The organism is Cytobacillus sp. FSL W8-0315 (assembly GCF_038002905.1).
Classification (GTDB): domain Bacteria; phylum Bacillota; class Bacilli; order Bacillales; family Cytobacillaceae; genus Cytobacillus; species Cytobacillus pseudoceanisediminis.
This window is the reverse complement of record NZ_JBBOOC010000001.1, coordinates 1504352-1530499: the sequence shown is the minus strand read 5'-3', so window position 1 is coordinate 1530499 and position 26148 is coordinate 1504352. Positions and strand designations below refer to the sequence as shown.

The window sequence follows — 26148 nt, the reverse complement described above, 5'->3', positions numbered from 1 at the left end:
ATCCAATTGCAATAATCAGAAGCAAAAAAACTAATTTGACTTGCTGATATCGTAAAGATAGAAAACATAATCATTAGATACACTTGAATAACCCTGTTGTCGTATCATTGCCGTAAGATTTCCGCGGTGATATGTGCCATGGTTAACAACATGCTGAACCAATTCTGAGAAGTAAGTATCCAGACGCCCAAATTTAGGATGTACCGGGGAAATCTCTTTATCCAAATCGCTAATATTATTAAGAAGCTTTTGATATTCCTCTGATAAACTTTGAAATAGCTTTTCCATTTCTTCAAGACTCTTATCCTTTGTCTTGTCTTGAGCAATGGCGATAGAAGCTTGAATCTCTTCCATACTATTCTCCTGCATTACACCAAGCCATACTGTATCTGTCATATAAATATGAACAAGTGCCTTCGAAATCGAGGAAAAAACACTTTGTATTTCCTGATCATAAATGTCCTTGGGTAATTCTTTCAATCGCTCGAAAAACTTTTTGTTTGCCCAAACATGATAATCATACAATTCTAATGCATGATGTTTTCTCATCAAGGATTCCTCCCTTTTAGTTAATTTTCCCTAACTAAATACTTCGGTCCTCACTGTAAAAAACCCTGCCCGTTTGTTGAAGAGAGCAAAAGCACCAATTTCTTTAAGTACAAACCTTCACAAACTCTTCTAACCAACTAAGTTTGTACAAAATCATTTAATTGTAAAACTCCATATGTGTTTTTTCCTTTTTGTAATAATTTAGTCTGTCTTGTAAAGTACCTGTATGAAATTCAAACTTGTGCCCATCTGGATCAGTAAAGTAAATAGACTTTTTATCTTTTTCGTCTCTTGGACGCCCTGACAGAATGTTTACCTTCAATTCTTTTAGCTTACGGTACATATTATCAAATTCCGCTTCTTCTATTGAAAAAGCTATATGTGTATATGATTGGGAAATTTCAGTACGTGGAATATCCTTTTCTTCATTGAGGGCAAGCCATATACCGTTTAAGTCAAAATAGGCAGTACTACTTCCCTTAACTAATAACTTTGCACCAAACACATTTTTATAAAACTCAATAGAAGCTTCTAAATTGGAAACTGAAAATAAAAAATGATTAATGCCTTTTATTGACACCAAATCACCCCAAACTAAGTTTTTTTATATTCATTATTGCACCTGTATAAAGATTTATGATCCCCATCCTTTTACAAGTAAAAAGCTTGAAGATTCGTATTATCTTCAGCTTTAAATAGGACTAGTACAATAAAAACTTTATGAAATAATTTTTTGATATGTAGTCTCATCGCAAATGACAAATAGTTTCGCTGAATCGGGAATTAATTCATGATGACGGCGGGCTAAATCAAGAGAACTTCCATCTGAAATTAAGGTCGCTCCTATTTCAAAAAGTTCCATCGCTGCATCCCTGTATGTGCTCCAATGCGGTTTAGCCTTAATTTCATAGAGGTTTTCCCCTTCAGAGCTGCTCAGCATCTGATTAAAAAGCTTGCTTGAACCGTGGTTGATGGCCGCATGAGCCATGAGGCGGGAGATAGAATCATTTGAAAGGATCAATTCATCAACGTTTGCGTGTTCAAACAAGGAAACGTGCTTATCTTTTTTTATTTCAACAATGGTGTAGATGCTTTTCTCATATTTCTTTGAGATATGTTCCACCCTGGAAGCGATGAGAAGAGTTTTTCCATCGGAGTATTCAGCATGGTCATTTCGGTCATCCGAAAAAATGGCAACTGATTTTGCTTCAAGGATATTGGCTTTCATTAACACTTCCTCTTCAGCAGGATTTCCGCTGACAAAATGGACCCTCTCATGCTCCATGGGTGTTCTTTCAGAATGGTCAACAATGACAACATCACATTTTTGCTTGCTGTGAAGGATCTCCTCTACCACATTTTCCAATTTTTCTTTTGATGCACCAATTAGTATGTAATGCCCTTTTCCCGAATAAGTCAATCGTCCTTCCTCCTTCCATTTCCGGTACATGCTGAAGCTTTCAAAGACTTTCCCTATGATGATACCCATTGCGCCAATGCCAAATGTGTAAAGCAGCAGCATGGTGAAGATTCGACCAAAATCACTTTCAGGAAAATAGTCGCCATAGCCTACTGTGACAAGTGTTGTCATCGTCCACCACAGAGCATCAATAAAGCGCGGAAATGTTTCCGGCTCGGCTGCCCTCATCGTAATGCTGCTGAAGACAATGAGAAATAGTGCAAGAGCCGATGCTTGCAATATACTTATTTTCGTCATTTTTAAAAAAACTTTATGTAGAATCCACATTTTTTTTCACCCCCCTTTTTTAATCCCGAACGGCAAATAATAGGAGAGATTATTTGTAATCGCTCCTCCTATTCTATATCCTGCAGCCGACGGTTTGCCGTTAAGAAGGAAGCTTCCCAATAAAAGTCTGCCCTTCTGTTTTCCCTTTTCACTATTGAAATCAACAGCAGGGTGCTCTACATATTGCTGATAAACTGGCAGATATTCAGTATATGATTGCTGGGCGTCAGCATGGGTGAGGAAGCCTTCATGATTATATATTTCGACCGTATCTCCTTCTCTTCCAAAAACAGGCTTTTTAACAAATGACAGCCCCGACATAATAAAAATATCAGGCTCAAGATAGGTTGGAAGGAAGGATTCTTCAATCCATACATGCTCTTCCTTTGTAAAAAATGGATGTTCCTCCATGTGCAATCCCCAAATAACCGCCTGTACCGCTTTGTTTTGCAGCATAAATGCGGATGGGGGATTAATAATCGCAAGCTTTTCTGCCTCGACCAGTTCCAGGAGCCATAAACCAATCCTGTTTCCATCTGCATCCTCATCGGAAATTAAGTTCTCAATCGGGAAAGTTTGACGGTACAATATATCAATTCTGGATCCCTTTTCATCAAAAAGCCCAATTCCTCTTTGAATCTCCAGTTTATGAAGAGGGATAAAATTAGAAGCCACACCGGAAAGCTTTTGAATATATCGGACTGTTTCCCGGTCTTCGAGGTTGTCTTCATGGGCAGTAAAGACAACATTAGGTGTTTTCAATTTCAATTTCCGTGCATATTGTTCAATGCTTCCACAAACTTCTTTACTCAGTAGACGTTCCATTCCTTCATTTGGGTCTTCTGCTGCAAATTCTTTGCACACCTCACTATTGACATGGAAAAGCTCTTTAATAAATGTTGGGGTATCAGCATTGATTTCAATGCATTTATAGCCAGCTCCGTATGGGATTAGATCAAGCCGGGCAATAACGCTTTCTGAGGCAATGCTTTTCAGTCTGATGAACGAAAGCGTTTCTTTCGGAAATCCCATTTCAATAAGTGTCCGATCTGGCACTTCTCGAAGCAGGCTGCACACCTTAAAAAATATTTTGCCAATTCTTTCACTGACAGTTCGGATACGTTCACGTTCAGTTCTATCGATATAGGCAATATCATATAGTGCATATTCTTCCCCATATAGATCGGCCCAGAAATGATTTATTTTGCGGTAAAACCTTTTTCTTTTATCATGGTAGGCTTTTTTATCCACTATTCCTTCTCTCCTATGTCCTTGATATATAGAACATATACGCCCCTGTCCTCGTCGATTTCAGTAGAAGTCACTTGCTTTTGCCCAATTCCGGGGATATCAACAATATCTTTTAAAAGATAGCGAATGATATCAAAATGCGTTTGACAAGGGATAATGGAAAGCAGTTTATAATTCTCCATTTCACGGTACCTGCGAACCTCGATATTCAGCCCTTTTCCGCGGAAAACTTTTTCGTCCAGCACGTGTGGATTTCTTCCTATGTCTTTAATGACGAGAATCTCCTCTTCTCCATCCATCTCGTTGCAAATAAGCTCGTACTGCTGGCCTCTCATGATAAAATAAGTGCATAGCTGCCTGGCATATAATTCATCAATTCCCACAGATTGAGCAGAATACTCATAAAAAGGTTCGTATTCGCCTTTCCCTTTGTCGATATAATACGTCAGCTTTTTCATCTATTAACCAGCTTTCTTAGTAAGATAGGCACTTTGCCACGATCCAGCCGATTGCCAATGATAAGGAAAACAGCATGACACCTACAGCACGGTTATCATCTTCGATTGCCTTATGGATACTGAAACGAATGGTGATAACTTCTGCCAAAATAAATACAATCACCTGCGAAACGATGCCGATTATACCCCATATGACCATGTCAAAAAGTGAGATGGAGTATTCAGCTGCAGCCCCCAAAACAATGGCAAGACCAATAATCTTTCCTCCAAGCACCAATGCTGCCGAAACATTCTTTTCGGCAATTAAGCTAATTTCCTTCAATTTTGGTGTACTAATCATAAACAGAACAATTCCGGCAGCCAAAAGAAGCAGCGCTACTCCTAAATACGAAGCAAAATTTACATATAAGTTCATAAACATACTCCCTTTCATCAATTCTTTACCTTATCCTCCGTAGCTCTTTTTGCCACTTCCAAATCCAGAGCTTTTCTGTCCCAATTCAGAATTACTTCCCCCTTTAAAAGACGTGCTATTTTTATAGTTTAGAAAATCCTTGCTTTTGTACAAAGCTGTTTTGTTTTTAAAATATTGGCCCCCATAATAATAATGTCTATAATAACTGGAACGGCTGTCATCACATTCCCATACCCCGTCATCTTCATCCCACTCCCAATCACTGCAGCTCGAATCCTCAGGCGGAGGAGGAATTTCCTGAGATTCTGAACCACAGCCGGAAAGACCAAGCATAAGTGCCGTTGATGTAATGCCCGTCATCATTTTTCTCGTTTTTGTCAATATCATCACCCCGCTTCCTCACACTTTTTAATTTACGAATATAAACCACAAAAGATTCGAAAACATTTATTTTTTGAAACAGCGGATTTCTCTTTTTCGAACATTATGTGAAGGACAAGGCGGAAGATTTATGACCCAAGAAAAATGATCAATCGGGACAATGCACATGTCCCCTCGGCCATCAGCTTTAAATCTGAGGAAACACCTTCTAAGATACCTTTGGACGTTGCAATGGTTTCTGATGTATCGCTCGCCCCTACTGTAATCGCTAAGGCAGCTGTACCTGGAGACCCTAGTGTATACATCCTGTCACCGCAGTTTCCAGCAGCAACAACCGACGTTACACCCGCCAGCACCGCATTATTTTATGCCATACTTGTGATATAGAAAGGAATATTATAGGACATTCCCAGAGAAGGGTTGATGACATCCATTCCATCTGCTACAGCCCGATCGATTGCAGCTAAAATTCTTCTGTTGTACCGGAACCATATTGTCCTAATACACGATACGCAAAAATATCCACATCCGGCCCAACTCCTGTCATCGCATAATCGGTTTTATTTTCACCTTGGCCCGCAATACTGGGGGAAACATGGGTTCCATGTTGAGTTTAATAAGTAGCGCCGGTCAATGGATTGAATTCCGCATATCCTGATTATCTTCTGGAATAAAATTGTATTCATTCTCTCACCTGCTATTTTTCTGTGTGTAATGGAGTACTATAGTATTTTTCTCACTAACCTTTATAGCGACCATTTGCTGAAGCCGGTATAAGTTCGTCCTCATAATGGTTAAGTTAGGATTTTATTATATTGATATTTGATATAATTTTATTTCCCGCAAATTTCATCAAGTTGATTTTTATGATAAAACACTGTCTGGCAACCCATGTCACTTTGACCGAACATTTTCTTATATATTAAGTGTTGTTTCACATATACAAACCCCAGCTGTCTTCATCTGAAGAGCTGGGGTTCTTAATTTTTTTGATCCAACTATTTATCTGACTGTCTAAAGGGAAAAATATTAAGTTAGACTAACTGACCGTTCTCTTTTACAACTGGTCTGAAGGATATATGGGCGGGTCAAGCTGAATTTGTTTATCTGGATAGATTTTAGAAATAACGGAAGAACCCAATAATCGATTTATTTCATTTGCTGGCATTTCCATTGAAACTCCGTTTAAAGCAGCCTTATAAGTGTGTTTAATCCGATACGGCACTTTATTATCCTCTAATAATGAGAGAAGTTTCCGGAACGATTGATGACTTTGTTCAACTTGCCTTTTAGCTTCCTCTAATGTCAGGGTGAGTCCTTTCGCTTTCGCTTCTAAAACAGCTATTTTTGCAGGTTTCGTTTTGAATTCAATTATAATGGAAACGAGCTGATTGTTTGAAAGGTCAATGGATGGATCTACCTTGGCTGACGAATGCATCTTTTTTCCACCACCTTGTCATCTTTTTGAGAATCATTCTTTCCTTTATTAACCTGACATCCACCAAATATAATGTAACACTTCTTCCTAAGATGTTAACCCCTTCCTACTTGATAGAATTTTTCAAAAATATTATTCCATCAAATTTCATTATAATGAAACATAATTTGATATCAATAATAAATATAGAACTCAGCAAGTGTTGATGACCAAAATAGGATTTCTAGCTATTAGGATTTTTACCTTTAAAAAATCTGCTTTCAGCTATGGGGTGAATTTTGCATATATGAGGGAAAAACTATTAAATTTTATCGTGAGAAGGCTAAATTAACACAACAGCAGCTTGGTGAGGGGATTTGCTCTGATACACATGTCAGTAAAATTGAAAGGGGGATTACAGATTATTCTCCAGAAATCACTTGCTGTTTTCTAAACGGCTCGGAATTAATATTGAAGAGGAGATCATGCGATCTAAAGATATCAAGATACTTTCCCCCTGACCATTTGATTAATAAATTCAACTTCCGGCAACTAGAATAATTCAAAATGGATGGGTACCCTAGTTAAAATTTTATATAATGCTCATTAAAGCGGCAATGGGGGGAATTATTCCGCTGACATCAATGCTTTAACAGTCTAATCCAGTGCATCCATAGAAAAATAGATTAGAAAAGGAATACTGTCTACTTTTGTAGCTGAGCCCTCTTCCTCATTGGATTTAGGCGGGGCAAGCTTTACTTCTAACTCACTGTAAACTGCTTTCACGACTTCCGATTCCAGAAGATTCTGGATTTCGTTTGCCGGAAGTGTTACAGCGGCTCCATTTAAAGCATTTTTATATGTATGTTTGATCTCATACTTTGCATTTCCCGATTTAGCCTTTTTGCCTATTTTGTCCTGCAGGTCTTTCGCAAACTTTTTGTGTGACGCCTCTATCTTTTTCTTGGCCGCTTCAAGAGAAACCTCTTCCCCCTTCAACGATTTTTGAACTTTTTCTACCTTTGCTGGAAGCTGTTTAAATTCCACGATAACATTCACTTCTTCTGTGCTCTCCAAATCAATATCCCTAGATAATTGGAGTCCCTGCAAAGACCGGTTGGCTTCTAGCTTTTGCAAAGCTTCGCGCTGCTCTTTCGTTAGACTGGCTAAGATGTTCATGGCATCTGATTGAGTTTCTGCATGTCCAATAGATTCATAGCCTATTGGTGCGACACCGCCTATGAGCAGTCCAAGGCTTAATGCCACTTTTGAATATTTACTTTTACTCATTGATTCAACCCCTCTACTTTACTGACTCTAATTATATTTTCTGACAATTAGATTGTCATTGGGGTTAATTCAACAAAGTAAACATGGATAATTGATGGTTAAATAGGACCATTTCAACGAATGAAAAGCAGAAAAATCACTAATTTATAAACATTAAGATATATATAGACAAAAGGATACACAACTATTTTCCTGTTGTATTTGGACAAAAAACCTTTCTCTATCAAATCCAGGTTTCTACTAACGCAGAATCATCATCAGCAGATTTAGGCATTAAAGTGAAACCATCCGGTATTTCCTTTCTTATTGCATCTAAACTGACTCTCATGATTATATATTCTGTCGGCTTATCCGTATCGAAAATTCGTGCAACAAACATTCCGCGATAATCTTTTGGATTTGAGAATATGCAAATAATCGGCATTTGATATTGATTGAAATTGATCTCTTCAAAAGAATTTATTAATTGATCTGTGTCTGCCATTTATCTATCTCTCCTTGTATATTTTTGGACAATATTATTGAATACAACTGGCACAATGTCACTTTCACCATTTTATTGTAATCGTAAATTGAAAGGAAGACATCCATTACGCAAAATTAATAGCGACTAAAAAATAACAAGCCACCGTTTTGTACATTCAGTGGCTTGTTATTAATATTATAAAACTAATTAATATTTTGCTCCATCATCCATTTGTTTAGCTGTTACATTTAAGTTTGAACTATATGTAACTCCCTGATATTCGTTTCCTGCATTTTCATTAAGTTTAATAGCGAAAGAAAGATCGATGTACTGGTCATCGTTTAATTGCCAGAACTCATGCTTCTCACCCTCTTTTGATCCATCGCCTAACAACATCTTTGGTTTTCCTGCCATGCCTTTTGCAGCTGGTTCAGCCTCTGCTCCCTCTACAAACCCTACGATCATTTCAACTCCAGGAGCAATGGTCTTAGCTGCCTGCGTAACTTCATTAGTCGTTCCTTTGAAAAGCTGGTCAAGATAAATTCTTGATTCTTCCAGAATATCCTCGGTCATTTCTTGCCCTTCTGAAAACTTATAGGCAATGTATCCAACCTTATAGGCATCTAAAGGAACATCTGTGCTTAGAGACTGATTGTATGTAGCTTTCAGATAAGCATCCATATCTCCAGTGTTTTCTATTTTCAGCCACTCCCCATATTTTAATTGAGAAGGAGCAAACCCGGTAGCTTCGATAATTTTTGTCTGCATGTCCTGGCTGTTGTTAATTTCCAGTGTGCCATTTGTAATCTCACCTGAAGCATTCGTCTGGGAGGTAAACCAGGAATATGTACCAAAACTGCCTGACACAACAATCGCTCCGACTAACGCACTTCCTAAAAAGGCATTTTTCAACTTAAACATGTGTATCCCCCTATTATTTATTATGATTTGGTAAACTCCTCTTGCTTCTTCTCTTGCTTCTTCGCTTGCTTCAATTTTTCATATACGGTTAAACAAATATAACCTGTTAATGGAAGAACAATGAACAGCAGAAAGCCCATCGGCCCTTTCGTATAGTTGGAAAGAAAACCGAGCTTCGGAATATGAAACAGCTCTTTTCCTGCTATGTCACCTGCTGTTATAGCCTCTTCATCCGCCGTATTGTTGTTATCACCTTTTGTAAAAAAAAGTCTTTCCCCATTTTTTTCAACGATAGATGTTATTCTATGGGTAATGAGGTTCTTTTCTTCGTTGTAAAAAGAGATAATGTCACCTTCTTTAAGGTCCTCTGCATCAATCTCTCTAGTAATAATGACATCCCCCGCTTCAAAGACAGGAACCATACTATTCGACAATACGGTCAGCGGTTTAAATCCAAAAACGGTTAATGGTTTGTTGCTGCTAATGCTTGCAAAGATGGAAAGTATGATCATCATGATGAATAATATAATTGCTGCTGGGACTGTTTTTTTTACTAAAAACATTACTTTTTCCAATACTCACCCTCTATTCCCGTATATATGATTAGTAATAATATTGACAGATTTAATCAGAATTTAATTACTATTCTGATTAATAATTATATTATTGCACAGTTCTAAAAGTTGTTGTATTGGGGTTTTAAGAGAGGAAATTACTCATGAAGATACAGGTATTCATTCCTAAAAATCCAGGATTGAGGAACTGGATTTCTTAAAAATATGCGCAGATAGCCGAAGCATGCCTAAATAACCAGTCTATATCACCTAAGTAATTCCCCCAAGCTTTGTCTGCTTAAGGCTTGTACTATTATAAAAATTTCAGCTGCAGCTTGTTTTCAACACGGTAAATCATACAGGCATCCATTTTTTCCAATCTAATAGGATATACAAAAGGAGTGATGGCAATGCCTTTGCAGCAAAAAATCAGATATTTAACAGGCCAGCCTGTTGAGATTTCATTCACCAATGGGCAAGGTGCAACGTGGGTTTTATGCGGAGTATCAGGTACAAAGGTTCTTGTTATTGAATACTTGTATCAAGCTCAATTTGCCTTAAAGCAATATGATGCCTTTATGATTCAGGATATTAATGGATTTCCTCCTTGTCATAACCAGCAGCCGCTTTATTAAAGAAATTGATATCTTTTGGGATATTACTCTTTCCTTATCTCTTTTATTAGTCAGAATAAATAAAATAGCTTTCCTATTCTGGTTCCATTTGCTTTGCTCATTGGTGGGACCAGAATTGAAAAGCCGCTGCTCTTTATAAAATAATGTCAAATATCTTCAATTACACAAAGTTATTATATTATAGGATTCTTTCTAAACGATGATTTTATATAACAGGGAATCCACGATTTATTTTACGAGTATTTTCTCTTTCTTTAGAATTTTAAATAGATAGCTAAGGAATTCTTCTCTTAGATCTTCTCTTCTTAGCGCAAAATCAATTGTTGCCTGTAAAAAACCCAGTTTATCCCCAACATCATACCTAGTTCCTTCAAAAGCAATCGCAAATAGTGATTCTGCCTTTGACAATTCCTTTAGTGCATCTGTTAACTGAATTTCACCGCCTAATCCTGGAGGGGCATTTTCGAGGATATCAAAAATCGTAGGAGTAATGATATATCTGCCCAGAATTGCTATATTAGATGGAGCATTTTTAATAGAGGGTTTTTCAATCAGACTGTTTACCTTGAATATGCTTTCTTTAATATATTCACCTTGGATTATGCCGTATTTACTGATTTCATTTGTATTTACTGTTTGGACTCCGAGAATTGTTGTTTTATATACTTCATAGGCTTCTATCAATTGCTTTAAACATGGTTTTTTTCCATATACAATATCGTCGCCTAATAGAACTGCAAAAGGCTCATTGCCAATAAAGCTTTTTGCACAATATACCGCATGACCAAGTCCCTTTGGCTCCTTTTGCCGAATATAATGAATATTGATCATCTCTGAGATAGAGCGCACTTCATTTAGTAATTCATATTTTTTCTTTGCTTCGAGCTCAAGTTCGAGTTCTAAAGATTTATCAAAGTGATCTTCAATCGAACTTTTATTTCTTCCTGTTATTATTAGAATTTCCTCTATCCCGGATTCCACTGCCTCCTCTACAATATATTGAAGTGTTGGCTTATCAACAATAGGCAACATTTCCTTTGGCTGTGATTTAGTTGCCGGTAAAAATCTAGTTCCCAAACCCGCAGCCGGAATGATTGCTTTTCGAATTTTCATGTAAGATCCCCCCAAAAAAACTCCTTAAGCAGTATCTGCATTTCCCTTGTCTCGTACTACTATTAGTATGCACTACTGCCTACAATCAGAAGAAAAACTTCAAATGAGTTGCTAGAAAGGCTCTAGATTTTTTAAAGGAATCTTTAACACTGCATGTCGAACCTTAAACTGTATTAAATGTTTATTAAAGTGGTTCGAAGCGGTTGCCTGATTTCCCACTATTTAAGATGCGATTTGCAGGTATTGTTCTCATGTCTAAATAATTATAATTGCTTTCTGCTTTAAATATAAAAATAGGGTCCGAATGCTGTATTTGCTCCAGATCCCAGCAAATTCCGTCAACTTTATTAATTTGCCCTTGAATGGTCATAATTCGTTTAGTGTTGGGTGTTGGCTGTATCTGTAAATTTGTGAAGGAATTTCCGCTGCATTCATTTGGAATGGTTTCGCTCCCTTCCAAGATAATATTATCAATGCAATCATCCAAAGAAATCTTATCAAAACGATTTGCATTCACGTAAGCAAATCCGCTTGCAGGTTTAACTGCTTTTAAATAAAGCCCTCTCGCAAATCCTACAATTTTGATATCCATAAAATTCACAAAAGAGATTTCATGTCCACTCCCGCCTGAATACAAGTGAATTCCAGTTCCTGATACTGTTCCTGACCAATTTATTATCACAATGTTATTTAGTGAAGCATTATGCCATGTGTTATAGTACTTATGCTTTCCGTCCAAATAAATAACCTCTTTGGTGTAGCCTTTATAATCAACCATAATACTGGCGTTCCACAGCGAAGCATCCCTCTCTAATTCAAATCCTCTAACGTTTGCTCCAATGATAAATCTTGTCCCATAACTGCCTTGCAGCTTCACCCCCTGTTTGATAATAACGTTACCTGTCATGTAATAATCCTTATTTGCTGCAATAACGGTTTTTTTATTATTTTGAAAGGCGAAATTTATTGCCGCCTGAATTTTCGATTGTGCTGTACTGCCGGCGAAATCTTCAACGTAAACAATATTTGGATTTTCTGCCATCATAACTCACTCCATCCAATTTATTACTATATTGTATGTATCTTTAAATTCAACGAATAAACGAATAACCTATGCATCCAAAATTAATATTTAAATTGGAAGAATTCGAATGATTGATTTCAATTATTCTTTAGTAAACAATAAGTAAAAGAAAAGAACCAGCCCCTAATTTTTTCTTGAGAGCCGGTTAACTGTTTTCTATTAACTGATTATTGAATGCTTCTTTAAGGCATTTACTGAGTAATTTGCAAAATACCATAGTGCGGAAGCGAAATTAATTTTCTCTACTTTCCTATAGGTATTCCATGTTTTTTGAGCGGATCTGAGTTTATTGCCTGATAGGGAATGCTCTCTCTTTCTATAAATAGCCAACTCCTCATTTAGGCCATATGCATGGATCCCTTTAGATAAAATGGAAAGCCAAAGTCCGAAATCCTCTGAACAATCTCTATATAAAGGCATTTGCACGAACCCTAATTGTCTTATATCAAGCATTACAGTAAGTGTCCCTATCGCCGTATTTTTTAGTAAGCTATGATAAGTCGTTCTTGGCGGGACATAAATAACTTCTTTTGCTTTTTCCCCGCTTTCATTCATTATTCTGTAGCTTGTATATGAAAAAGCTATGTGATTTCTTTTCATGAACATTAACTGTCTTTCCAGTTTCTCCGGAAGCCAAATATCGTCACTGTCAAGAAAGGATAGGTAGTTCCCTTTTGCTGCTGCAATACCTAAATTCCTGGCATAGGCAGGACCCTTGTTTTCTTTCAGCTGTATTACTTTAATTCTGGATTCATCATGCATCTCTTTTTTTACTTTCTCTAATGTGTCATCAGAAGAACAATCATCAATAATAATCAATTCCCAGTTCTGAAAAGTTTGTGCTTTAACGGATTGGATTGCAGAGCAAATATAGTTTGAAGAATTATATGACGGAGTAATAATCGAAACAAGATCCTGAACTGAAGTTCCCATTTTTGGCATCTCCTCAATATTCATTTTTCATGTTGGAGTATATCTTCATAAACAAATGATTAGAAAGTAATCTCTAAATTGCCTTATCTTGTTTCAGACTTTTTATTAGATTCTGATGTCCATAATTGTTATTCTTCAATAATCCTTGAGCTCTATCTCGCTGAAGGACTACTTGCAATGTTTGAAACAAAATTTTTAGATCCAATGAAAAGGAATAATTTCGCACATATAATAAATCAAAGCGCAGCTTATCCTCAGCGGTCGTAGAATAGTAAGCTAATACTTGAGCAAGTCCTGTAATGCCCGGTTTAACTGATAATCTATAAGGATAATCGGGAAGTTTTTCTTTAAATTGGCTAATGAAGAATTCTCTTTCCGGTCTTGGACCAATTAAGCTCATCTCCCCTTTCAATACATTAAGGAGCTGGGGGAGCTCATCTAAACGAATAGCCCTTAAGAATCTTCCAATTATTGTTATCCTTGTATCCTTACTTGCAGCCAATACAGGACCGGTTATTTTTTCAGCATCCTCTATCATACTTCTGAATTTATAGATCCAATATGGTTTTCCATTTATCCCTATCCGTTCTTGTTTATATATAGCTGGACCACTAGAGGTCAGTGGGATTATTATAAGCAACAGTAAAAAAATCGGACTTGCAAGTACAAGCAGGATTACTGATGTGACTACATCAAAACCCCGTTTAATTATCCGCTGCCAAATGTTTAATCCAGGAGCATTAATTGGAATTACCAGCATATCACCAACTTGTTGTGATTTAGCAGATTGTACAAACAAGTCCGAAACATGAGGAACGATCAGGACCTCCTTCCCGTTCTTGATGCATAAGTTGAGGATGTCGCTTTTTAACTGTCCGATTATAGTAGGTGCAAGGAGAAATACATCGAATTTATTTACGTAGTTTTCTAAATGCGCTATTTGATTTAAAGGTAAATATCCTGAAATTTCAAACCACTTATGCCTATGGAATTTTTGTGCCAAAGACTGGCCAGTATTCTCATCCTCACAAATAATGATTACTCTTTTACGGCCATGTAATTTATTAGCAATAAGCCATATTCCGGCATGAACGGCCGCCAGCAAAATAATTTGGATAAAGAATGCTTCAATAAAGAAGCTTTTCCGATAAAACAATAAGGATCCTAAGCCGGATGAAGCGGAAACGAAGATTGAAAATAATATCATTGGTAAAACACGGGAATAAAGCTGTGTTTTTAAAGAATTTCCGCGTAAATTCTTATATAAATCAAAGAAATAGAAAAAGATGAAAGCTGCTGCTGAGGGTACCAATAACCAGAGTAAATTTAAGGATTCTAATTCTGCAGGTATTGAAAATACATGGTAAAACCAAATAGTCACTATATACCCTAAAAAAACCAACCCGATATCCAAAATGGCCAAAATCAATTTACACTACTCCTTTTCACAGTGTCCTTGGGGGAAGTTTGGCTCAAATCCATAATAGGAATTTCCAGCTCAGAGGGCGGATTTGTAATAGCACATATTAATAACACTTCCGATACTCCCCGAGAGTATTTTCCACCATGCTATCTAATGAGAATTCATCCTCCACTTTTCTTCTGGCATTTTCAATTAGCTTATATTTAAGTGACTCATCGGATTCCATTTCTAGTATTATTCGGCAAAACTCTTCTGCTGAATGACTGCTTATTAAAAAACCAGTCTCTTTATCAATAATGGCTTCCCTTATACCGCCCCGATCTATAGAAATAACGTTGGTTCCCACAGCCATAGCCTCTAAAATAACCATTGGGAATACCTCACGATAAGAAGTTAAGAGCAGAATGTCTATATTTTTTATAAATTCCTCCGGTCTGTTCACAGAACCAATCAATTTAACCTTATGAGACAGATTGCAGGTTTCAATCATGGTTTTGATTTTTTGCTTCCTCGGACCATCACCCGCAATATAAAATATAATTTGCGGTTTATCTCTTAGCTGATCTGCAATTCTAATAAATAATTCATGGTTTTTTTCCTCAGATAATCTTGCTAATATACCAACTTTAAAAAAATCACCTTTTTCCTCTTGATTAAAGCCAAATTGGTTCAAATCTACTCCGTTGTACACAGTCTTAATTTTGTTTGCCTTTATCCCAGCCTTAATAAGGTTGTTTTTTTCAAAGTCACTTACTGTGATCACTCTTTCAACATACCTATTTATTAAATAGGCAAAGACCCTGCGGCTTCTATTCTCAAGGATTGTTACATTATGCTTTGTATACATTATTTTAAATTTAATGCCAGATATTTTTCTGACACATATACAGTAAAGAACCATCCTTAAACTATTCGCGTGAACCAGGTCAATTTTTTCATCAGAAACTATCTTTACCAGTTTCTTCATATTCTGAGTATGGCTCGTTCTGCTTAGTTCGTGAAAACGGTGTTTATTTTTGATTCTTTCGTACAGTTGGCCGTGTCCTGCTGCAAAGTGAAAAGTAATATTTGAATCATGCATGAGGTTCTCTAATTTACAAAAATACATTTCAGCTCCTCCGAAATCTAATTTGTCTGTAATAACCAGGATATTCACGCTTTGCCTTCACCTCCTATTCATTTTTTTCTGCGGAATGGACAGGATAAATCACTGCGCCTCGCTGATTTATTTGATTTTTGTTCCGTTCATTATGCAAATAGGTTGATAGGATCGCTAAGTACAAAAAAAACATATCGTTAATAATGATCGAGAGGAATCCCATTTGAAGTATTATTCCAAAAAAAACAAGTAAGAGATAGGGTTTGTTTCTATATAACTTACTTTGGATCAATTGCATAAACACTGTAAGAATAAACACACCGAAACAGGATATGCCGATTAATCCTGATTCTGATAAAATCTCCAAAAAGGTGTTATGGACCTGAAGCGAATCACCATATTGAAATGAATTATATTCGGGAAAATTATAAGCTCCAATTCCTAAATACTTATTGGAAACAAAGAAATCCCAGGCTCTTCCCCATAATTCCAATCTTCCGCTTCCGCCATCCTCTGCAAGATCTTCTATTCTAGATCCTAAGATACTGAAAAGATCTAATTTCATATAGAAGACCGCAAGGTAAACAGCAGCTGATAGAGAAACAACCATCCCAGCTAGAAGCTTTATCCTTTTTAAAGGCTTATCTTTCAAAATATAAAGGCATAGAATAATCAATAATACTAATAGTCCTCCCCTTGAAAAGGTTAATAAATTTGTAAGAATACAAAGGAGCAATCCCATTTTATTTTTCATGGATTTTGAATGGCATAAAAAATAACAGAAAAAGAGAGTATTATAAAAGACAAAGTAATTTGGATCCTGCAGTACTCCGATTAACCTTGGGTAATTACGGTCAAGCATCACACCCCATTCATAGATTCTGTCACCCTCAAAGTCAAAGCCGAGTCTCTGCAGCCCTATCAAATATAAAATGAGGCTTAGGGTATTAAACAAAACACCTGCATCGGCAATAGCTCTTTCGATAGTCCAATTATTAGTACGGCCGATGATTGATTTAATAATGAAATAACATGCAATATAAAGTATAATCCCCAGTAAAATTCTTATACTTGCAGAGGGATATAACGCAAACGCTCCTGTAAAACTATACATTAAGTAAAAAATCAGCATTGCCACTTCAAATCCATGCAGGCGCTGAAAGTAAAATGAACTTATATGGACTAGTAAATATAAAAAAGAAAAGATCAAGTATGGCTTTATGGCAAAACCGATGTAAATATAATAATTTGCCATAGTTACGAGCAAAAAAAGGAAGAATAGTGTGAAGCTGGCTTTTTGTTTTCTGATCATAATACCTTGGTCCATCTTATCCTCCCTGCGTTTCCTTGACCCTCCATTTATTAAGTACTCTTGTCATAACATCAAGAATCATATTCTTCATCTCTTTATCTATGAAAATGACTAGAACCAATAGAAGAAAATGAAATAAGAAAACGATGATATAGTGAGAATCAGTAAACAGTTTTATACTGCAGATGCAGATAGCAAAAAATAATAAATATGGAAATAAAGCTTTTTTTGCTATTATCCAGCGATTAGGATTACAGATCCAAAACCCCAAAAGTGCAATTCCTTCAATTGCCGCTCCTGCACATGCAGCACCGGCTATGCCATATGATTTACTGAACTGAATATATAAAGGGATGCCTGTAATAATGGCTATGGCCTGTATGGCAGTTCGGTAAGATTGCAGCCCTTTAGTAGTTAGCCCGTCAGCTAATGCAATATTTATAGCCTGCAGAGTAACCATTAAAGATAAAATCTTTAGCGGAAATGAAGCATCAATCCACATTTCACCAAATAATAAACGGATAACTGCATCCGATTTAGCATACAGGGGAACTGTTATCGTTATACCAGCCAATGCCATCAGTTTAATAAGAGTAATGTTTTTATGTAAGTGCTCCTGTAGTTGATTATTATTATATGCCCTGAATAACACAGGGTAGTAAGCTCCTGCTATAATAAACGGGATTTGCTGCAGTGCCTGGGGGATCCGGTATGCAACTGCAAATATGCCTACTTCACTTAGGGTCAAAGTTTTTTCTATAATAAGAGGGCCTAAATGAGGTAAAATGACAAAAAGCAGGCCACCAAGCGAAAATGATCCAATATTTCGCAATAGTCCCTTATGAAACGAACTTTTCATTCGTATTTGCACGTATTGGCGTACTTTATATATTCCAAACGCTCCTGCTGCCAGGTAAGAAAAGCCGTATAAAGTGCAGATGATTAAATGGTTTAAATTAAATATTAATCCAGCAGACAATGTGACAACTAAACAAACAGAGGCTATAATCCGGATTAAGCCGCAATAGTGCATTCTCTCAATCATTTGAAAGAATATGGTTCCAATACTTTGCAGAGTAAGCCCTAACACCATAGGAATAATTAAAAAATATGATGTTAAAATGAACTCTTTATTCCATGAATTTGTAAAATGAATTATGGCAAATCCACATAAGAGAGAAACAGCAAGTAAAATGATTCTAACCTTCAAATAAGAGGAAATTAGAATTGATAGGTCCACGTCTTTCTTAGATCCTTCTCTTAACACAATGTTGTTCAGCCCGGCATCTGTTAAATATCCCATAATCATTGCAAAAGCTAACGCTACACTAAACATGCCATAATAATAGGATTGAAGATAATTAGCTAAAATAATTAAGGCAGCAGCATTTAAACCACTCGATAAGGCGGTACTATAAAATAAGTGAAATATATTTTTTCCTATAGTATGTTTCTGTAATTTTTTCAATGGCATAGCCACCCGCGTGTTAGTTAGGCATTAACCTGTTTGATAAATAACCCCTAATATTTTGCTGTTTTTCCGTTCTAACTTCATTTTTGCTTTGAAAGCATCATCTTTTTTTGTCTTGTTTTCCTTAAGTACTAATATGGTTCCATCACAATAACTCGCTAACACTTGAGAATCTGATGCAGATAAAATAGGCGGTGCCTCAAAAATAACAACATCGTATTCTGTCCTGCAGCAGCTTGCCATATCCTTTATTTTGCTGGCTACCCATATTTCTGATGGATTTGAAGGAACTGGACCTGCAGGCATTACGAATAAGTTTGGAATAAGCGTCTCTTTACTATTCAAATGGATGCTTTCCGCATACCTAACTGCATTTGTAAATCCATTTTCATTCTTCATCTGAAACCAATGATGGAGTGAAGGGCTGCGAATATTTGCATCTACCAAAAGCACCTTTTTTCCCTGTTCGACAAAAGCAATCGCCAATTTAGAAGAGATAATAGATTTCTGTCCCTCCTCACTGGGTGAAGTTACCATTAATAATGGGGATTCACTATCATATAAATGTTCTATATAAGTACTAATCATACGAATTTGCTCTGAACAAATGGATTGGCCACTTTGTTGGACCATCTTGGTATATTTTTTTATTTTCTTTTTTTTAAACACCGATTTGTCTCCCTTTTTCATTATTTACTAAGGATGCCTGATGTTTAACTCCAGTTTTATTCTTATACATTCTTTTGCTTTTTTTTAAATTAACCTGTCCCAGGACAGGAAGTCCCAAAGTCATTTCTACTTCGTTTACATTTTTTATTGATTCATCCCAATACTCTCTGCACATGGCAAGTCCCACTCCAAGAAAAAGGCCTATTACCAGACCAATTGCGATATTCAATGACAAACTTCCGACAACTTTAATCGATGGGTCTGTATCATTGTCGCTTAATAGCTTTATATCCTGCACATCAAACTGAGCATTCATTTTATTAACTGTTGTTTTAGCAATCGTATTGGCAATTTCCTTGGTCGTACCCAAATCATGCCCTCTTACCACTACGTTGACTATTTGTGAGTCTCGATTGTTTTGGACAGCTAACTTTTTCTCTAGTTCATCATCTTCCAAATTAAACTGTTCTTTAACAGAATTCAGGACAATCGGACTCTTAATTAGATCAATTGTTGAAGCAAGCAGCATGTTAAGTTCCTGTGAATCTCCATATTGCCCATCCTTTTTTGTCAGCTTGCCGATAAGTATATTCTCAGTTGCTTCATAAGTCGGCTTTATAACATAAATGGACAGACACAAAGTCAGAAGGAAAATGCAAATCACAGTAAAAATAATGGTCAGCCATCTTTTTTTCATTATCTTGAAAAATGTTTTTAGATCTATATGTTCGTTCATGGAAACCTCCAAAACTTTTATGCCTTTAATTGAATTTGGTCCATAAAGGCAACCGTTTCTCTTAAACCATCTATAAAAGTATACCGGGGCTCCCATTTCAGCAATTTAAGAGCTTTTTTATTTGATAAACAGCTATGCCTTATATCTCCTTCCCTTTCCTCATGGTAAATTGGCATAACCTCAGACTCTAATAGATAGTTCAGCTCGTTTACAATATCTTTAATGGAAGTTTGAGTATTATTACTTATGTTAATTATTTCATTATCACCATAAAGAATAGCTGCTGCATTTGCTTTGGCAACATCCTTTACAAATACAAAATCTCTTGTCTGGAAACCATCTCCATAAATATTCAAGGATTGTCCAGTTATTGCCCTCTCAATGAAAATAGCAACTACTCCTGCTTCACCCTCTGTATCTTGCCTCATGCCATAAACATTCGAGTACCGTAAAATTGTGTAAGACAGTCCGTACAGATCTGAAAAAAGCTTAATATAGGATTCAGCATTTAGTTTCGATAAGCCATAAAAGGATATAGGTAATACAGGATGTTCTTCGTCAATCGATAAATATTTTGGATTTCCATATAATGCAGCTGTGGATGCGAATATAAATTTCTTCGTTTGATGCCTTACACATGCATTCAAAAGATTGATTGTTCCAATAATATTTGATTCTCCATCTAATTTTGGATGAATCAATGAATTGGAAACTGACACTTGTGCAGCTTGATGAATTACATAATCCGGTTTTTCTGCCAGGAAAATTGGATCTAAATTTCCGCATATATCAATATGGTAAAATCTAGCTCCGGCAGGAATATTGTGTTCTTGTCCAGTTACTAAACTGTCCAAAATAACGACTTCATAATCTTCTTTAATAAGCTCTTCGGCAATGTGGGAACCAATAAATCCTGCTCCGCCGGTTAACAAAACCTTCATAGTATTCACCTTTCCGTTTAAAGAATTTTTCTCCTCGAATTGATAGTTCATTTTTCACCATTGATTCGAGAAAACCTGACTCTTTAAACAAATATATGTAGTCCCAGCCATTATATAACCATACTTTTTTACTATTATTTTCAAATAATATCCAGTATTAAGAAAAACTGTATATTCGATTTAAATTGAACCTTAATCCTATTATTTTTTGTAGGACTTAAACAAGAAAAGCTGTCCCTAATAATGGGGACAGCTTTTCTTCGTCTAGAATTTATCTCTCATTTGGCATTGTAATGATTACTTTTGTCCCTTTCCCCTCCTCACTTATTAATTCAAAAGTTGCATTCTTTATTAATTTCACCTTTGTATATGGATTAATGAAGCCTATCCGGTGGTTATATCCCCTATAAAGCTGATTTTGCTTTTCCTTTGACATTCCAATTCCGTTATCCTCTACTACTATTTCAGCCTTATTTCCTTTTTGACGAATGGATAGCTTAATTCGTCCACCGTCTTTCTTTTTGGAAACGCCATGCTGAACGGCATTTTCTACTAGCGGCTGAATTGTCATGGATGGAAGCATTATATCTATGCTTTCATCTATATCCCAATCAAAGAATAATAGGTCACCAAACCTGATTTTTTCAATTGCTAAGTAGGATTCGACTAGTTCCATTTCTTCCTCTATCGAGACCATGCTATGATGCTTCGTATAATCTAGTTTAGATCGAAAATAAACTGCCAGATGTTCAAGCGCATCCCTTGCCCTATCCGCGTTTTGATAACTCAGCCCAATGATAGTGTTCATAGTGTTATATAAAAAATGCGGAGTGATTTGCGCTTGATAGTAACTTAATTCATTGTGAATGGACTGGCTAACAGAATCCTTCATAGCGAATAAGGATTTGATTTTGGCCAGTAACTCCAGTTTATCAACTGGTTTTTGAATATATTCGTTGGCTCCAATTTCCATACTATCGAGTATCGGCACTATTTGATTTGTTGACCCAATCATGAGAATAGGCAGTTCTGTTAAGAGGTACCTTTTTCTGATCATTTGGCAAAGTGCAATACCAGACTGATTCCCCAGATTTAAATCAATAATCAGCATATCCGCCATCACACCTTCAACCTTTTCAAAAGCAGTTTTTTCATCATGAGAAATTGTAATCGAGTAACCAGAACTCTTTAAATAGTATTTAAGATATTGATTATTTTCGGTATTGGCACATGCAAATACAATTTCCTTTCTGCTATGATTGCCAATTTCTTCAGGATAATCACGTAACAATTCCAAGTCAGCAGAAACTTCCCCAAGTAAATCTTTATCTTCGTAAAAAAGATTTTTATAGGCTGGGAGCTTTATAGTAATGGTTGATCCTCTGCCTTTTGAAGAATCTGCCCAAATCTCACCTTTCATAAGATGGACAAATTTCTTTGAAATGCTCAGGCCAATTCCAATCCCATCATGTTTGGAATGGTCAGGTATCTGGTAAAATGTTTCAAATATTTTTTCCAGGTATAAGGAATCCATCCCTTGCCCAGTATCTGATATTTCGATATGCACACTCTCTCTCACTCTAAAAGCACTGATGCGAATTTCACCTGAAGCTGTATGCCGAATAGCATTATCGAGCACATTGAAAATTACTTCTTTCAATATATTGCTATCAGCTATTACACTTGGCATCTTCTTGGGTATGTCATCTACCAGTTTGACTTCTTTAGGAAGCTTTAGGACATCCCGCAGCTCAAGCACCATTTCTGAGATAACGTCTAGAGGAACTGGTCTTAATCTTAATGAATGGTTTATACTGGAACTTGCATGCCTTAGGTTGTTTACTAGACGATCTATTTTTTTCCCTGAACTTTGCATCTCCAGGATATATTTAAGCTGCCTTTTATTTAACGGCCCTTCCTTACCTTCCATTAACTTTTTGGAATGCCACATAAAAGTACGCAATGGTTCCATTAACTTATCGGATGTTTTGATCAAAAACTCATTTTTTAGCTGATCCTGGACCAGCAAGTCTTTTGAGAGATTATCAATCATAATAAAAGAAAGCTGTCTTAAATAGCCTATATAGAGAGACAGGCATATCGTCATGATTAAAAATAAAAACAAGGGTATCTTGCCTATATCAATCTGCAGGAATAATTCAATGCCTAACGCAGCACCATAGCAGGTGAATGAAATGGCAGCAGTTAGGATATATTCACATCCGCTCACCTTTTCCCTGTAAGCTCGAAAAAGGATAAACAGGATATAGATGTAAACACTCCCAAGTAAACCAATTAAGCTAACCTGCATAAATATCATAGGTATCAATGAATAAAACCAGAATAATAATGGCGTTATACTTACATAGGCAATTTTTATAATAAGCAGAATAGACATCCACTTCGTAATTTTTATTGAAGACTGCTTCTTGAATGTACTATGGGCAAACCATAGGAAAAACAAAACCGATAAATGAATAAAACTCAGCTGTAGGCTTAAGAGCACCTTAGAGGAGATGTCTGGGTAAAATAAATAGATAAGTTTTTCTTTTTGGGTAGATATGTAAATACTCTGTGAAAAACAGAATGCCGCAAAATACAGTTCATTTTTTGCGTGTCTTTGCCGGAAATACTGAAATAAAATAAGCAAAGACAGAATCAGGTATCCTGCTGTAATAAATCCCTCGGTCTGTTTCTCTTGAGCGGCTTGAAGCACTATTTGGTCTGCCTCGCCGAATAGTATGGGTTTTACAATTCCACCGTTAGGACTTGCTCGATTGGCAGCGTGAATAATAACATCCATTCGTTTATTCTTGCTTTTTCCGAAAAATAAAAAGGGGCCCTCACGGAATTCATATTCTTTTTTATTTATACTTGGATTACCAATTCCACCCGCTTTTTCTCCATTAATATAAACTCTGCTGGATTGTCTGATAGACTCCGCCCTGAATCCATACATTCCATCCTCTGGGACAGTTATAGTTAGCCGATAGGTTCCCACCTCAATTTTTAGATGGTCTTTATAGCTATATAGAGAATCCCACTTCATCGGCACTTTTAAAAAAATAGGCTTTCTATTACTTTTCTCAAGATCTGCTGGGTTAATTAATTTATTCGGATAAAATCCCCATTCCCCATTTAATTCCATTAGATCCTCGGAAGATGTTAGGTGCATTTGACCTTTATTTACTGCAGAATGATTTCCCCAGTTTAATCCAGATTCTCTAATTATACTTATTAGTGTAAAACCGCAGACTAAGATAGAAACAATGATTGATATTTTACGCTGCATGGCAGTCCTTCCCCTTGACTCACATTTTTCCATATTTTTATGCTTTTTAATAATAGTAAGGTATAATACCAGAAAAGGAAATACTTAGAAATTTATAAGTAAGGAGGCAAATATGATAAGGACAATCATTATAGATGATGAAGAGCTTTCATTGCTGGCCCTTGAAAAAAAACTGCAAATTTTCCCAGATATCAAAATTGTCAGAAGTTATACTACACACGAGAATGTTTTTGATGATTTAAAAAATGAATCTATTGATGCAATATTTTTGGATATTGAAATGAAAGACATAAACGGTATTGAACTTGCGCAGGAAATTTTATCTTCTTACCCTTCAACCCAAGTTGTTTTTGTATCGGGACATACAAACTACGCAGTCAATGCATTTGAACTTGAAAGTATCGATTACCTCCTAAAGCCGGTTACAGCCAAAAGGTTGGAGAAAACGGTTAAGCGTCTGAAAACCCGAACTCAGTCACAGTCAAAGGCAATTGTTAACAAAACCAAACCGATCCTTAAAATTTATTGTTTTGGTGCGCTGCAAGTATACTTCAATGAGAAGCCACTCCGATTTAGGACAGCAAAAACCAAGGAGCTTTTTGCATTCCTGACTGCAAATATGGGAAAGTATGTTCACCGCGACATCATCATAGAAAAACTCTGGCCAGAGCATGATTATAAAAATGCAAAAACATATTTGCACACGTGTTTGTCACATTTAAGAAAAACCTTTTCTGGGCTGGGCATTTCAAATCCAATTAGCTTTATAAACCAAAGCTACTGTTTGATGCTTGATAATGTACTTTTTGATGCTGATGAATTTAATAAATTGGCCAAGGATATATTGAATAGTAAAGCTCTGGACTTTAAAACAATTGAATCAGCAATCGAAAAATATAAAGGACCATTTTTAGAAATAAATGCATATGAGTGGGTTTATGAATATTCAGAAACATACAAGGAAACCCTGCTCCATATACTGACAGCGGCAATTAAGGAGACAAAACGCACAGATTTAAATAAAGCAATATCATACTTAAAAATTTACCAGAAAGTCGAACCATATTCAGAATTTGCAGTACTTAATCTTATTCAAATCTTTGCTGAAATAGGCTTGTGGTCAGAAGCCCTTAAAACCTATCAGTGCTACGAAAAACTGCTGGAAGAGGAAATGGCATTAAGCCCTGCCCCTCAAATAAAAGATTTGTATTCAAAGCTGCTTAATTAAGAAAGTTCAGCAGGCCAAAGCCCTCTGAACTTTTCTCTATATTCCCAAGATATAGCCTCTTTTAGGTATATAATTAGACTGCTTTAACCTAGCATGTCTTCTATTCCAATTGTTTCACAGGATAGGCGTAAATGATATAGCGATCCGGTGCAGAACCGATGTAGGAGAACGGATAGCAGGTCGAAACTGTCAGAACTTCCTCTCCTTTTGGGCCTATCACCGTCGTATTATCAGATGCTACAACCTCCGTCTTCCTTATTTCGTATTCGAATTCCCCATATGTCATTTCCACAATTAAACGGTCTCCTATTTCCAGCTCTCCAAACTTTCTAAATACCGTATCTCGATGACCAGATAAGAGAATTTGTTCATCCTGACCTGGGAACACGGTGGATGAATAGTGTCCTACACCTTTTTCCAGGATTTCCTCATCTGTTCCTTCTATAATTGGCAAAGACCTTTCTAATTTAGGGATATTCAAAACTCCAATGACATCGTTTTCCTTTGGGGAAAATTGATCCACCATCTTTGCCCGTCCATCACTTTTGAAGACAAGCTGCTGTGCTTTTTCCAGAGTTTTGTTTGTACTTACTTTTTGTTGGTAAAATTGGCAGATGGAGATCGTTAATATCAATGCGCCTGTAATTATTAGCAGGGTACTGACTGCTTTTTTCATCCTATCTTTTCCTTCCATTTTTGTTACCGGTATTTAAAACAACTTGGAAATGTTAAGTCCCAAGTTGTCTGCCGCTAACCATTTTGT

Annotated in this window: 27 protein-coding genes and 1 pseudogene; 3 read left to right on the top strand and 25 right to left on the bottom strand. The window is 36.4% G+C overall.

Annotated features, from left to right (window positions below; translation table 11 throughout):
* Nucleotides 1–30: 30 nt before the first annotated feature.
* From MKY20_RS07800 to MKY20_RS07760, 9 genes and pseudogenes are all read right to left on the bottom strand, one after another.
* Entirely contained in the window at nt 31–549 is a 519-nt protein-coding gene (locus MKY20_RS07800) for a DinB family protein (RefSeq protein ID WP_251175057.1), read from the bottom strand.
* A 157-nt stretch (nt 550–706) separates the two neighbouring features.
* The gene (gene fosM, locus MKY20_RS07795) at nt 707–1129 is read right to left on the bottom strand and encodes a FosM family fosfomycin resistance protein (protein WP_019383237.1); all 423 of its coding nucleotides are present in this window, start codon (nt 1127–1129) and stop codon (nt 707–709) included.
* Nucleotides 1130–1267: 138 nt separating this feature from the next.
* Nucleotides 1268–2296, bottom strand: a complete 1029-nt coding sequence (locus MKY20_RS07790; RefSeq protein ID WP_019383236.1) for a potassium channel family protein — start codon at nt 2294–2296, stop codon at nt 1268–1270.
* Nucleotides 2297–2302: 6 nt separating this feature from the next.
* Complete coding sequence (locus tag MKY20_RS07785; protein ID WP_251175056.1) at nt 2303–3547, bottom strand: glutathionylspermidine synthase family protein; 1245 nt, start codon at nt 3545–3547, stop codon at nt 2303–2305.
* Nucleotides 3547–4005 (bottom strand): hypothetical protein, encoded by a 459-nt coding sequence (locus tag MKY20_RS07780; protein WP_019383234.1) that lies wholly within the window; start codon nt 4003–4005, stop codon nt 3547–3549. The genes MKY20_RS07785 and MKY20_RS07780 overlap by 1 nt, the downstream gene beginning before the upstream one ends.
* A gap of 16 nt (nt 4006–4021) precedes the next feature.
* Nucleotides 4022–4420 (bottom strand): DUF350 domain-containing protein, encoded by a 399-nt coding sequence (locus MKY20_RS07775; RefSeq protein ID WP_009331584.1) that lies wholly within the window; start codon nt 4418–4420, stop codon nt 4022–4024.
* A 30-nt stretch (nt 4421–4450) separates the two neighbouring features.
* Nucleotides 4451–4807, bottom strand: coding sequence for a hypothetical protein (locus tag MKY20_RS07770; RefSeq protein WP_019383232.1), 357 nt, complete (start codon nt 4805–4807; stop codon nt 4451–4453).
* Nucleotides 4808–5025: 218 nt separating this feature from the next.
* Nucleotides 5026–5414 (bottom strand): annotated as a pseudogene (locus MKY20_RS07765) (S8 family serine peptidase); the annotation flags it as partial.
* Nucleotides 5415–5858: 444 nt separating this feature from the next.
* A complete protein-coding gene (locus MKY20_RS07760; protein ID WP_341000863.1) occupies nt 5859–6239 on the bottom strand; it encodes a protease inhibitor I9 family protein in 381 nt (126 codons plus the stop codon).
* A gap of 252 nt (nt 6240–6491) precedes the next feature.
* Here MKY20_RS07760 and MKY20_RS07755 point away from each other — a divergent pair, with 252 nt between their 5' ends.
* Nucleotides 6492–6779, top strand: coding sequence for a helix-turn-helix domain-containing protein (locus MKY20_RS07755; RefSeq protein WP_308937093.1), 288 nt, complete (start codon nt 6492–6494; stop codon nt 6777–6779).
* 96 nt (nt 6780–6875) lie between these two features.
* Here MKY20_RS07755 and MKY20_RS07750 read toward each other — a convergent pair whose 3' ends face one another.
* From MKY20_RS07750 to MKY20_RS07735, 4 genes are all read right to left on the bottom strand, one after another.
* Nucleotides 6876–7508 (bottom strand): protease inhibitor I9 family protein, encoded by a 633-nt coding sequence (locus MKY20_RS07750; protein ID WP_251175055.1) that lies wholly within the window; start codon nt 7506–7508, stop codon nt 6876–6878.
* A 223-nt stretch (nt 7509–7731) separates the two neighbouring features.
* Nucleotides 7732–7992 carry a hypothetical protein gene (locus MKY20_RS07745; RefSeq protein WP_019383228.1) on the bottom strand — a complete coding sequence of 87 codons (261 nt, stop codon included), beginning with the start codon at nt 7990–7992 and terminating at the stop codon, nt 7732–7734.
* A gap of 189 nt (nt 7993–8181) precedes the next feature.
* Nucleotides 8182–8895, bottom strand: coding sequence for a hypothetical protein (locus MKY20_RS07740; protein WP_251175054.1), 714 nt, complete (start codon nt 8893–8895; stop codon nt 8182–8184).
* Nucleotides 8896–8915: 20 nt separating this feature from the next.
* Entirely contained in the window at nt 8916–9470 is a 555-nt protein-coding gene (locus MKY20_RS07735; protein WP_251175053.1) for a signal peptidase I, read from the bottom strand.
* Between the two features lie 389 nt (nt 9471–9859).
* On the opposite strand from MKY20_RS07735, the gene MKY20_RS07730 reads away from it, so the two are divergent.
* Entirely contained in the window at nt 9860–10084 is a 225-nt protein-coding gene (locus MKY20_RS07730) for a hypothetical protein (protein WP_341000862.1), read from the top strand.
* Nucleotides 10085–10312: 228 nt separating this feature from the next.
* On the opposite strand, the gene galU is transcribed toward MKY20_RS07730, so the two are convergent.
* From galU to MKY20_RS07675, 11 genes are all read right to left on the bottom strand, one after another.
* A complete protein-coding gene (gene galU / locus MKY20_RS07725; protein WP_251175051.1) occupies nt 10313–11197 on the bottom strand; it encodes a UTP--glucose-1-phosphate uridylyltransferase GalU in 885 nt (294 codons plus the stop codon).
* A gap of 184 nt (nt 11198–11381) precedes the next feature.
* Nucleotides 11382–12242 carry a hypothetical protein gene (locus MKY20_RS07720; protein WP_341000861.1) on the bottom strand — a complete coding sequence of 287 codons (861 nt, stop codon included), beginning with the start codon at nt 12240–12242 and terminating at the stop codon, nt 11382–11384.
* 198 nt (nt 12243–12440) lie between these two features.
* On the bottom strand, nt 12441–13214 hold the full coding sequence (locus MKY20_RS07715; RefSeq protein ID WP_251175049.1) for a glycosyltransferase family 2 protein: 774 nt from the start codon (nt 13212–13214) through the stop codon (nt 12441–12443).
* 73 nt (nt 13215–13287) lie between these two features.
* Nucleotides 13288–14643: a sugar transferase gene (locus tag MKY20_RS07710; protein WP_251175048.1), complete on the bottom strand. Its 1356-nt coding sequence runs from the start codon at nt 14641–14643 to the stop codon at nt 13288–13290.
* A 97-nt stretch (nt 14644–14740) separates the two neighbouring features.
* Nucleotides 14741–15793: a glycosyltransferase family 4 protein gene (locus MKY20_RS07705; RefSeq protein WP_374940703.1), complete on the bottom strand. Its 1053-nt coding sequence runs from the start codon at nt 15791–15793 to the stop codon at nt 14741–14743.
* Between the two features lie 16 nt (nt 15794–15809).
* Nucleotides 15810–17063, bottom strand: a complete 1254-nt coding sequence (locus MKY20_RS07700; protein WP_251175047.1) for an O-antigen ligase family protein — start codon at nt 17061–17063, stop codon at nt 15810–15812.
* Between the two features lies 1 nt (nt 17064).
* A complete protein-coding gene (locus MKY20_RS07695) occupies nt 17065–18516 on the bottom strand; it encodes an oligosaccharide flippase family protein (RefSeq protein WP_341000860.1) in 1452 nt (483 codons plus the stop codon).
* A 30-nt stretch (nt 18517–18546) separates the two neighbouring features.
* Entirely contained in the window at nt 18547–19188 is a 642-nt protein-coding gene (locus MKY20_RS07690; RefSeq protein WP_034296032.1) for a CpsD/CapB family tyrosine-protein kinase, read from the bottom strand.
* Nucleotides 19181–19924 (bottom strand): YveK family protein, encoded by a 744-nt coding sequence (locus MKY20_RS07685; protein WP_217034008.1) that lies wholly within the window; start codon nt 19922–19924, stop codon nt 19181–19183. Before MKY20_RS07685 ends, MKY20_RS07690 begins: the two co-directional genes overlap by 8 nt.
* 17 nt (nt 19925–19941) lie before the next feature.
* Nucleotides 19942–20865 (bottom strand): NAD-dependent epimerase/dehydratase family protein, encoded by a 924-nt coding sequence (locus MKY20_RS07680; RefSeq protein ID WP_251175045.1) that lies wholly within the window; start codon nt 20863–20865, stop codon nt 19942–19944.
* 271 nt (nt 20866–21136) lie between these two features.
* A complete protein-coding gene (locus tag MKY20_RS07675) occupies nt 21137–24157 on the bottom strand; it encodes an ATP-binding protein (protein WP_341000859.1) in 3021 nt (1006 codons plus the stop codon).
* Nucleotides 24158–24269: 112 nt separating this feature from the next.
* Between MKY20_RS07675 and MKY20_RS07670 the strand changes: the two genes are divergently transcribed.
* A complete protein-coding gene (locus tag MKY20_RS07670) occupies nt 24270–25385 on the top strand; it encodes a response regulator (protein WP_251266891.1) in 1116 nt (371 codons plus the stop codon).
* Nucleotides 25386–25485: 100 nt separating this feature from the next.
* Here MKY20_RS07670 and MKY20_RS07665 read toward each other — a convergent pair whose 3' ends face one another.
* Nucleotides 25486–26061, bottom strand: coding sequence for a class D sortase (locus MKY20_RS07665; protein ID WP_251175042.1), 576 nt, complete (start codon nt 26059–26061; stop codon nt 25486–25488).
* Nucleotides 26062–26148: the final 87 nt, after the last annotated feature.

Coding starts and splice junctions, on each gene's coding strand:
- MKY20_RS07800 (WP_251175057.1), bottom strand. CDS start 549: ATGAGAAAACATCATGCATTAGAATTGTATGATTATCATGTTTGGGCA.
- MKY20_RS07790 (WP_019383236.1), bottom strand. CDS start 2,296: ATGTGGATTCTACATAAAGTTTTTTTAAAAATGACGAAAATAAGTATA.
- MKY20_RS07780 (WP_019383234.1), bottom strand. CDS start 4,005: ATGAAAAAGCTGACGTATTATATCGACAAAGGGAAAGGCGAATACGAA.
- MKY20_RS07775 (WP_009331584.1), bottom strand. CDS start 4,420: ATGAACTTATATGTAAATTTTGCTTCGTATTTAGGAGTAGCGCTGCTT.
- MKY20_RS07770 (WP_019383232.1), bottom strand. CDS start 4,807: ATGATATTGACAAAAACGAGAAAAATGATGACGGGCATTACATCAACG.
- MKY20_RS07760 (WP_341000863.1), bottom strand. CDS start 6,239: ATGCATTCGTCAGCCAAGGTAGATCCATCCATTGACCTTTCAAACAAT.
- MKY20_RS07750 (WP_251175055.1), bottom strand. CDS start 7,508: ATGAGTAAAAGTAAATATTCAAAAGTGGCATTAAGCCTTGGACTGCTC.
- MKY20_RS07745 (WP_019383228.1), bottom strand. CDS start 7,992: ATGGCAGACACAGATCAATTAATAAATTCTTTTGAAGAGATCAATTTC.
- MKY20_RS07740 (WP_251175054.1), bottom strand. CDS start 8,895: ATGTTTAAGTTGAAAAATGCCTTTTTAGGAAGTGCGTTAGTCGGAGCG.
- MKY20_RS07730 (WP_341000862.1), top strand. CDS start 9,860: ATGCCTTTGCAGCAAAAAATCAGATATTTAACAGGCCAGCCTGTTGAG.
- galU (WP_251175051.1), bottom strand. CDS start 11,197: ATGAAAATTCGAAAAGCAATCATTCCGGCTGCGGGTTTGGGAACTAGA.
- MKY20_RS07720 (WP_341000861.1), bottom strand. CDS start 12,242: ATGATGGCAGAAAATCCAAATATTGTTTACGTTGAAGATTTCGCCGGC.
- MKY20_RS07715 (WP_251175049.1), bottom strand. CDS start 13,214: ATGGGAACTTCAGTTCAGGATCTTGTTTCGATTATTACTCCGTCATAT.
- MKY20_RS07700 (WP_251175047.1), bottom strand. CDS start 17,063: ATGGACCAAGGTATTATGATCAGAAAACAAAAAGCCAGCTTCACACTA.
- MKY20_RS07685 (WP_217034008.1), bottom strand. CDS start 19,924: ATGAACGAACATATAGATCTAAAAACATTTTTCAAGATAATGAAAAAA.
- MKY20_RS07680 (WP_251175045.1), bottom strand. CDS start 20,865: ATGAAGGTTTTGTTAACCGGCGGAGCAGGATTTATTGGTTCCCACATT.
- MKY20_RS07675 (WP_341000859.1), bottom strand. CDS start 24,157: ATGCAGCGTAAAATATCAATCATTGTTTCTATCTTAGTCTGCGGTTTT.
- MKY20_RS07670 (WP_251266891.1), top strand. CDS start 24,270: ATGATAAGGACAATCATTATAGATGATGAAGAGCTTTCATTGCTGGCC.
- MKY20_RS07665 (WP_251175042.1), bottom strand. CDS start 26,061: ATGAAAAAAGCAGTCAGTACCCTGCTAATAATTACAGGCGCATTGATA.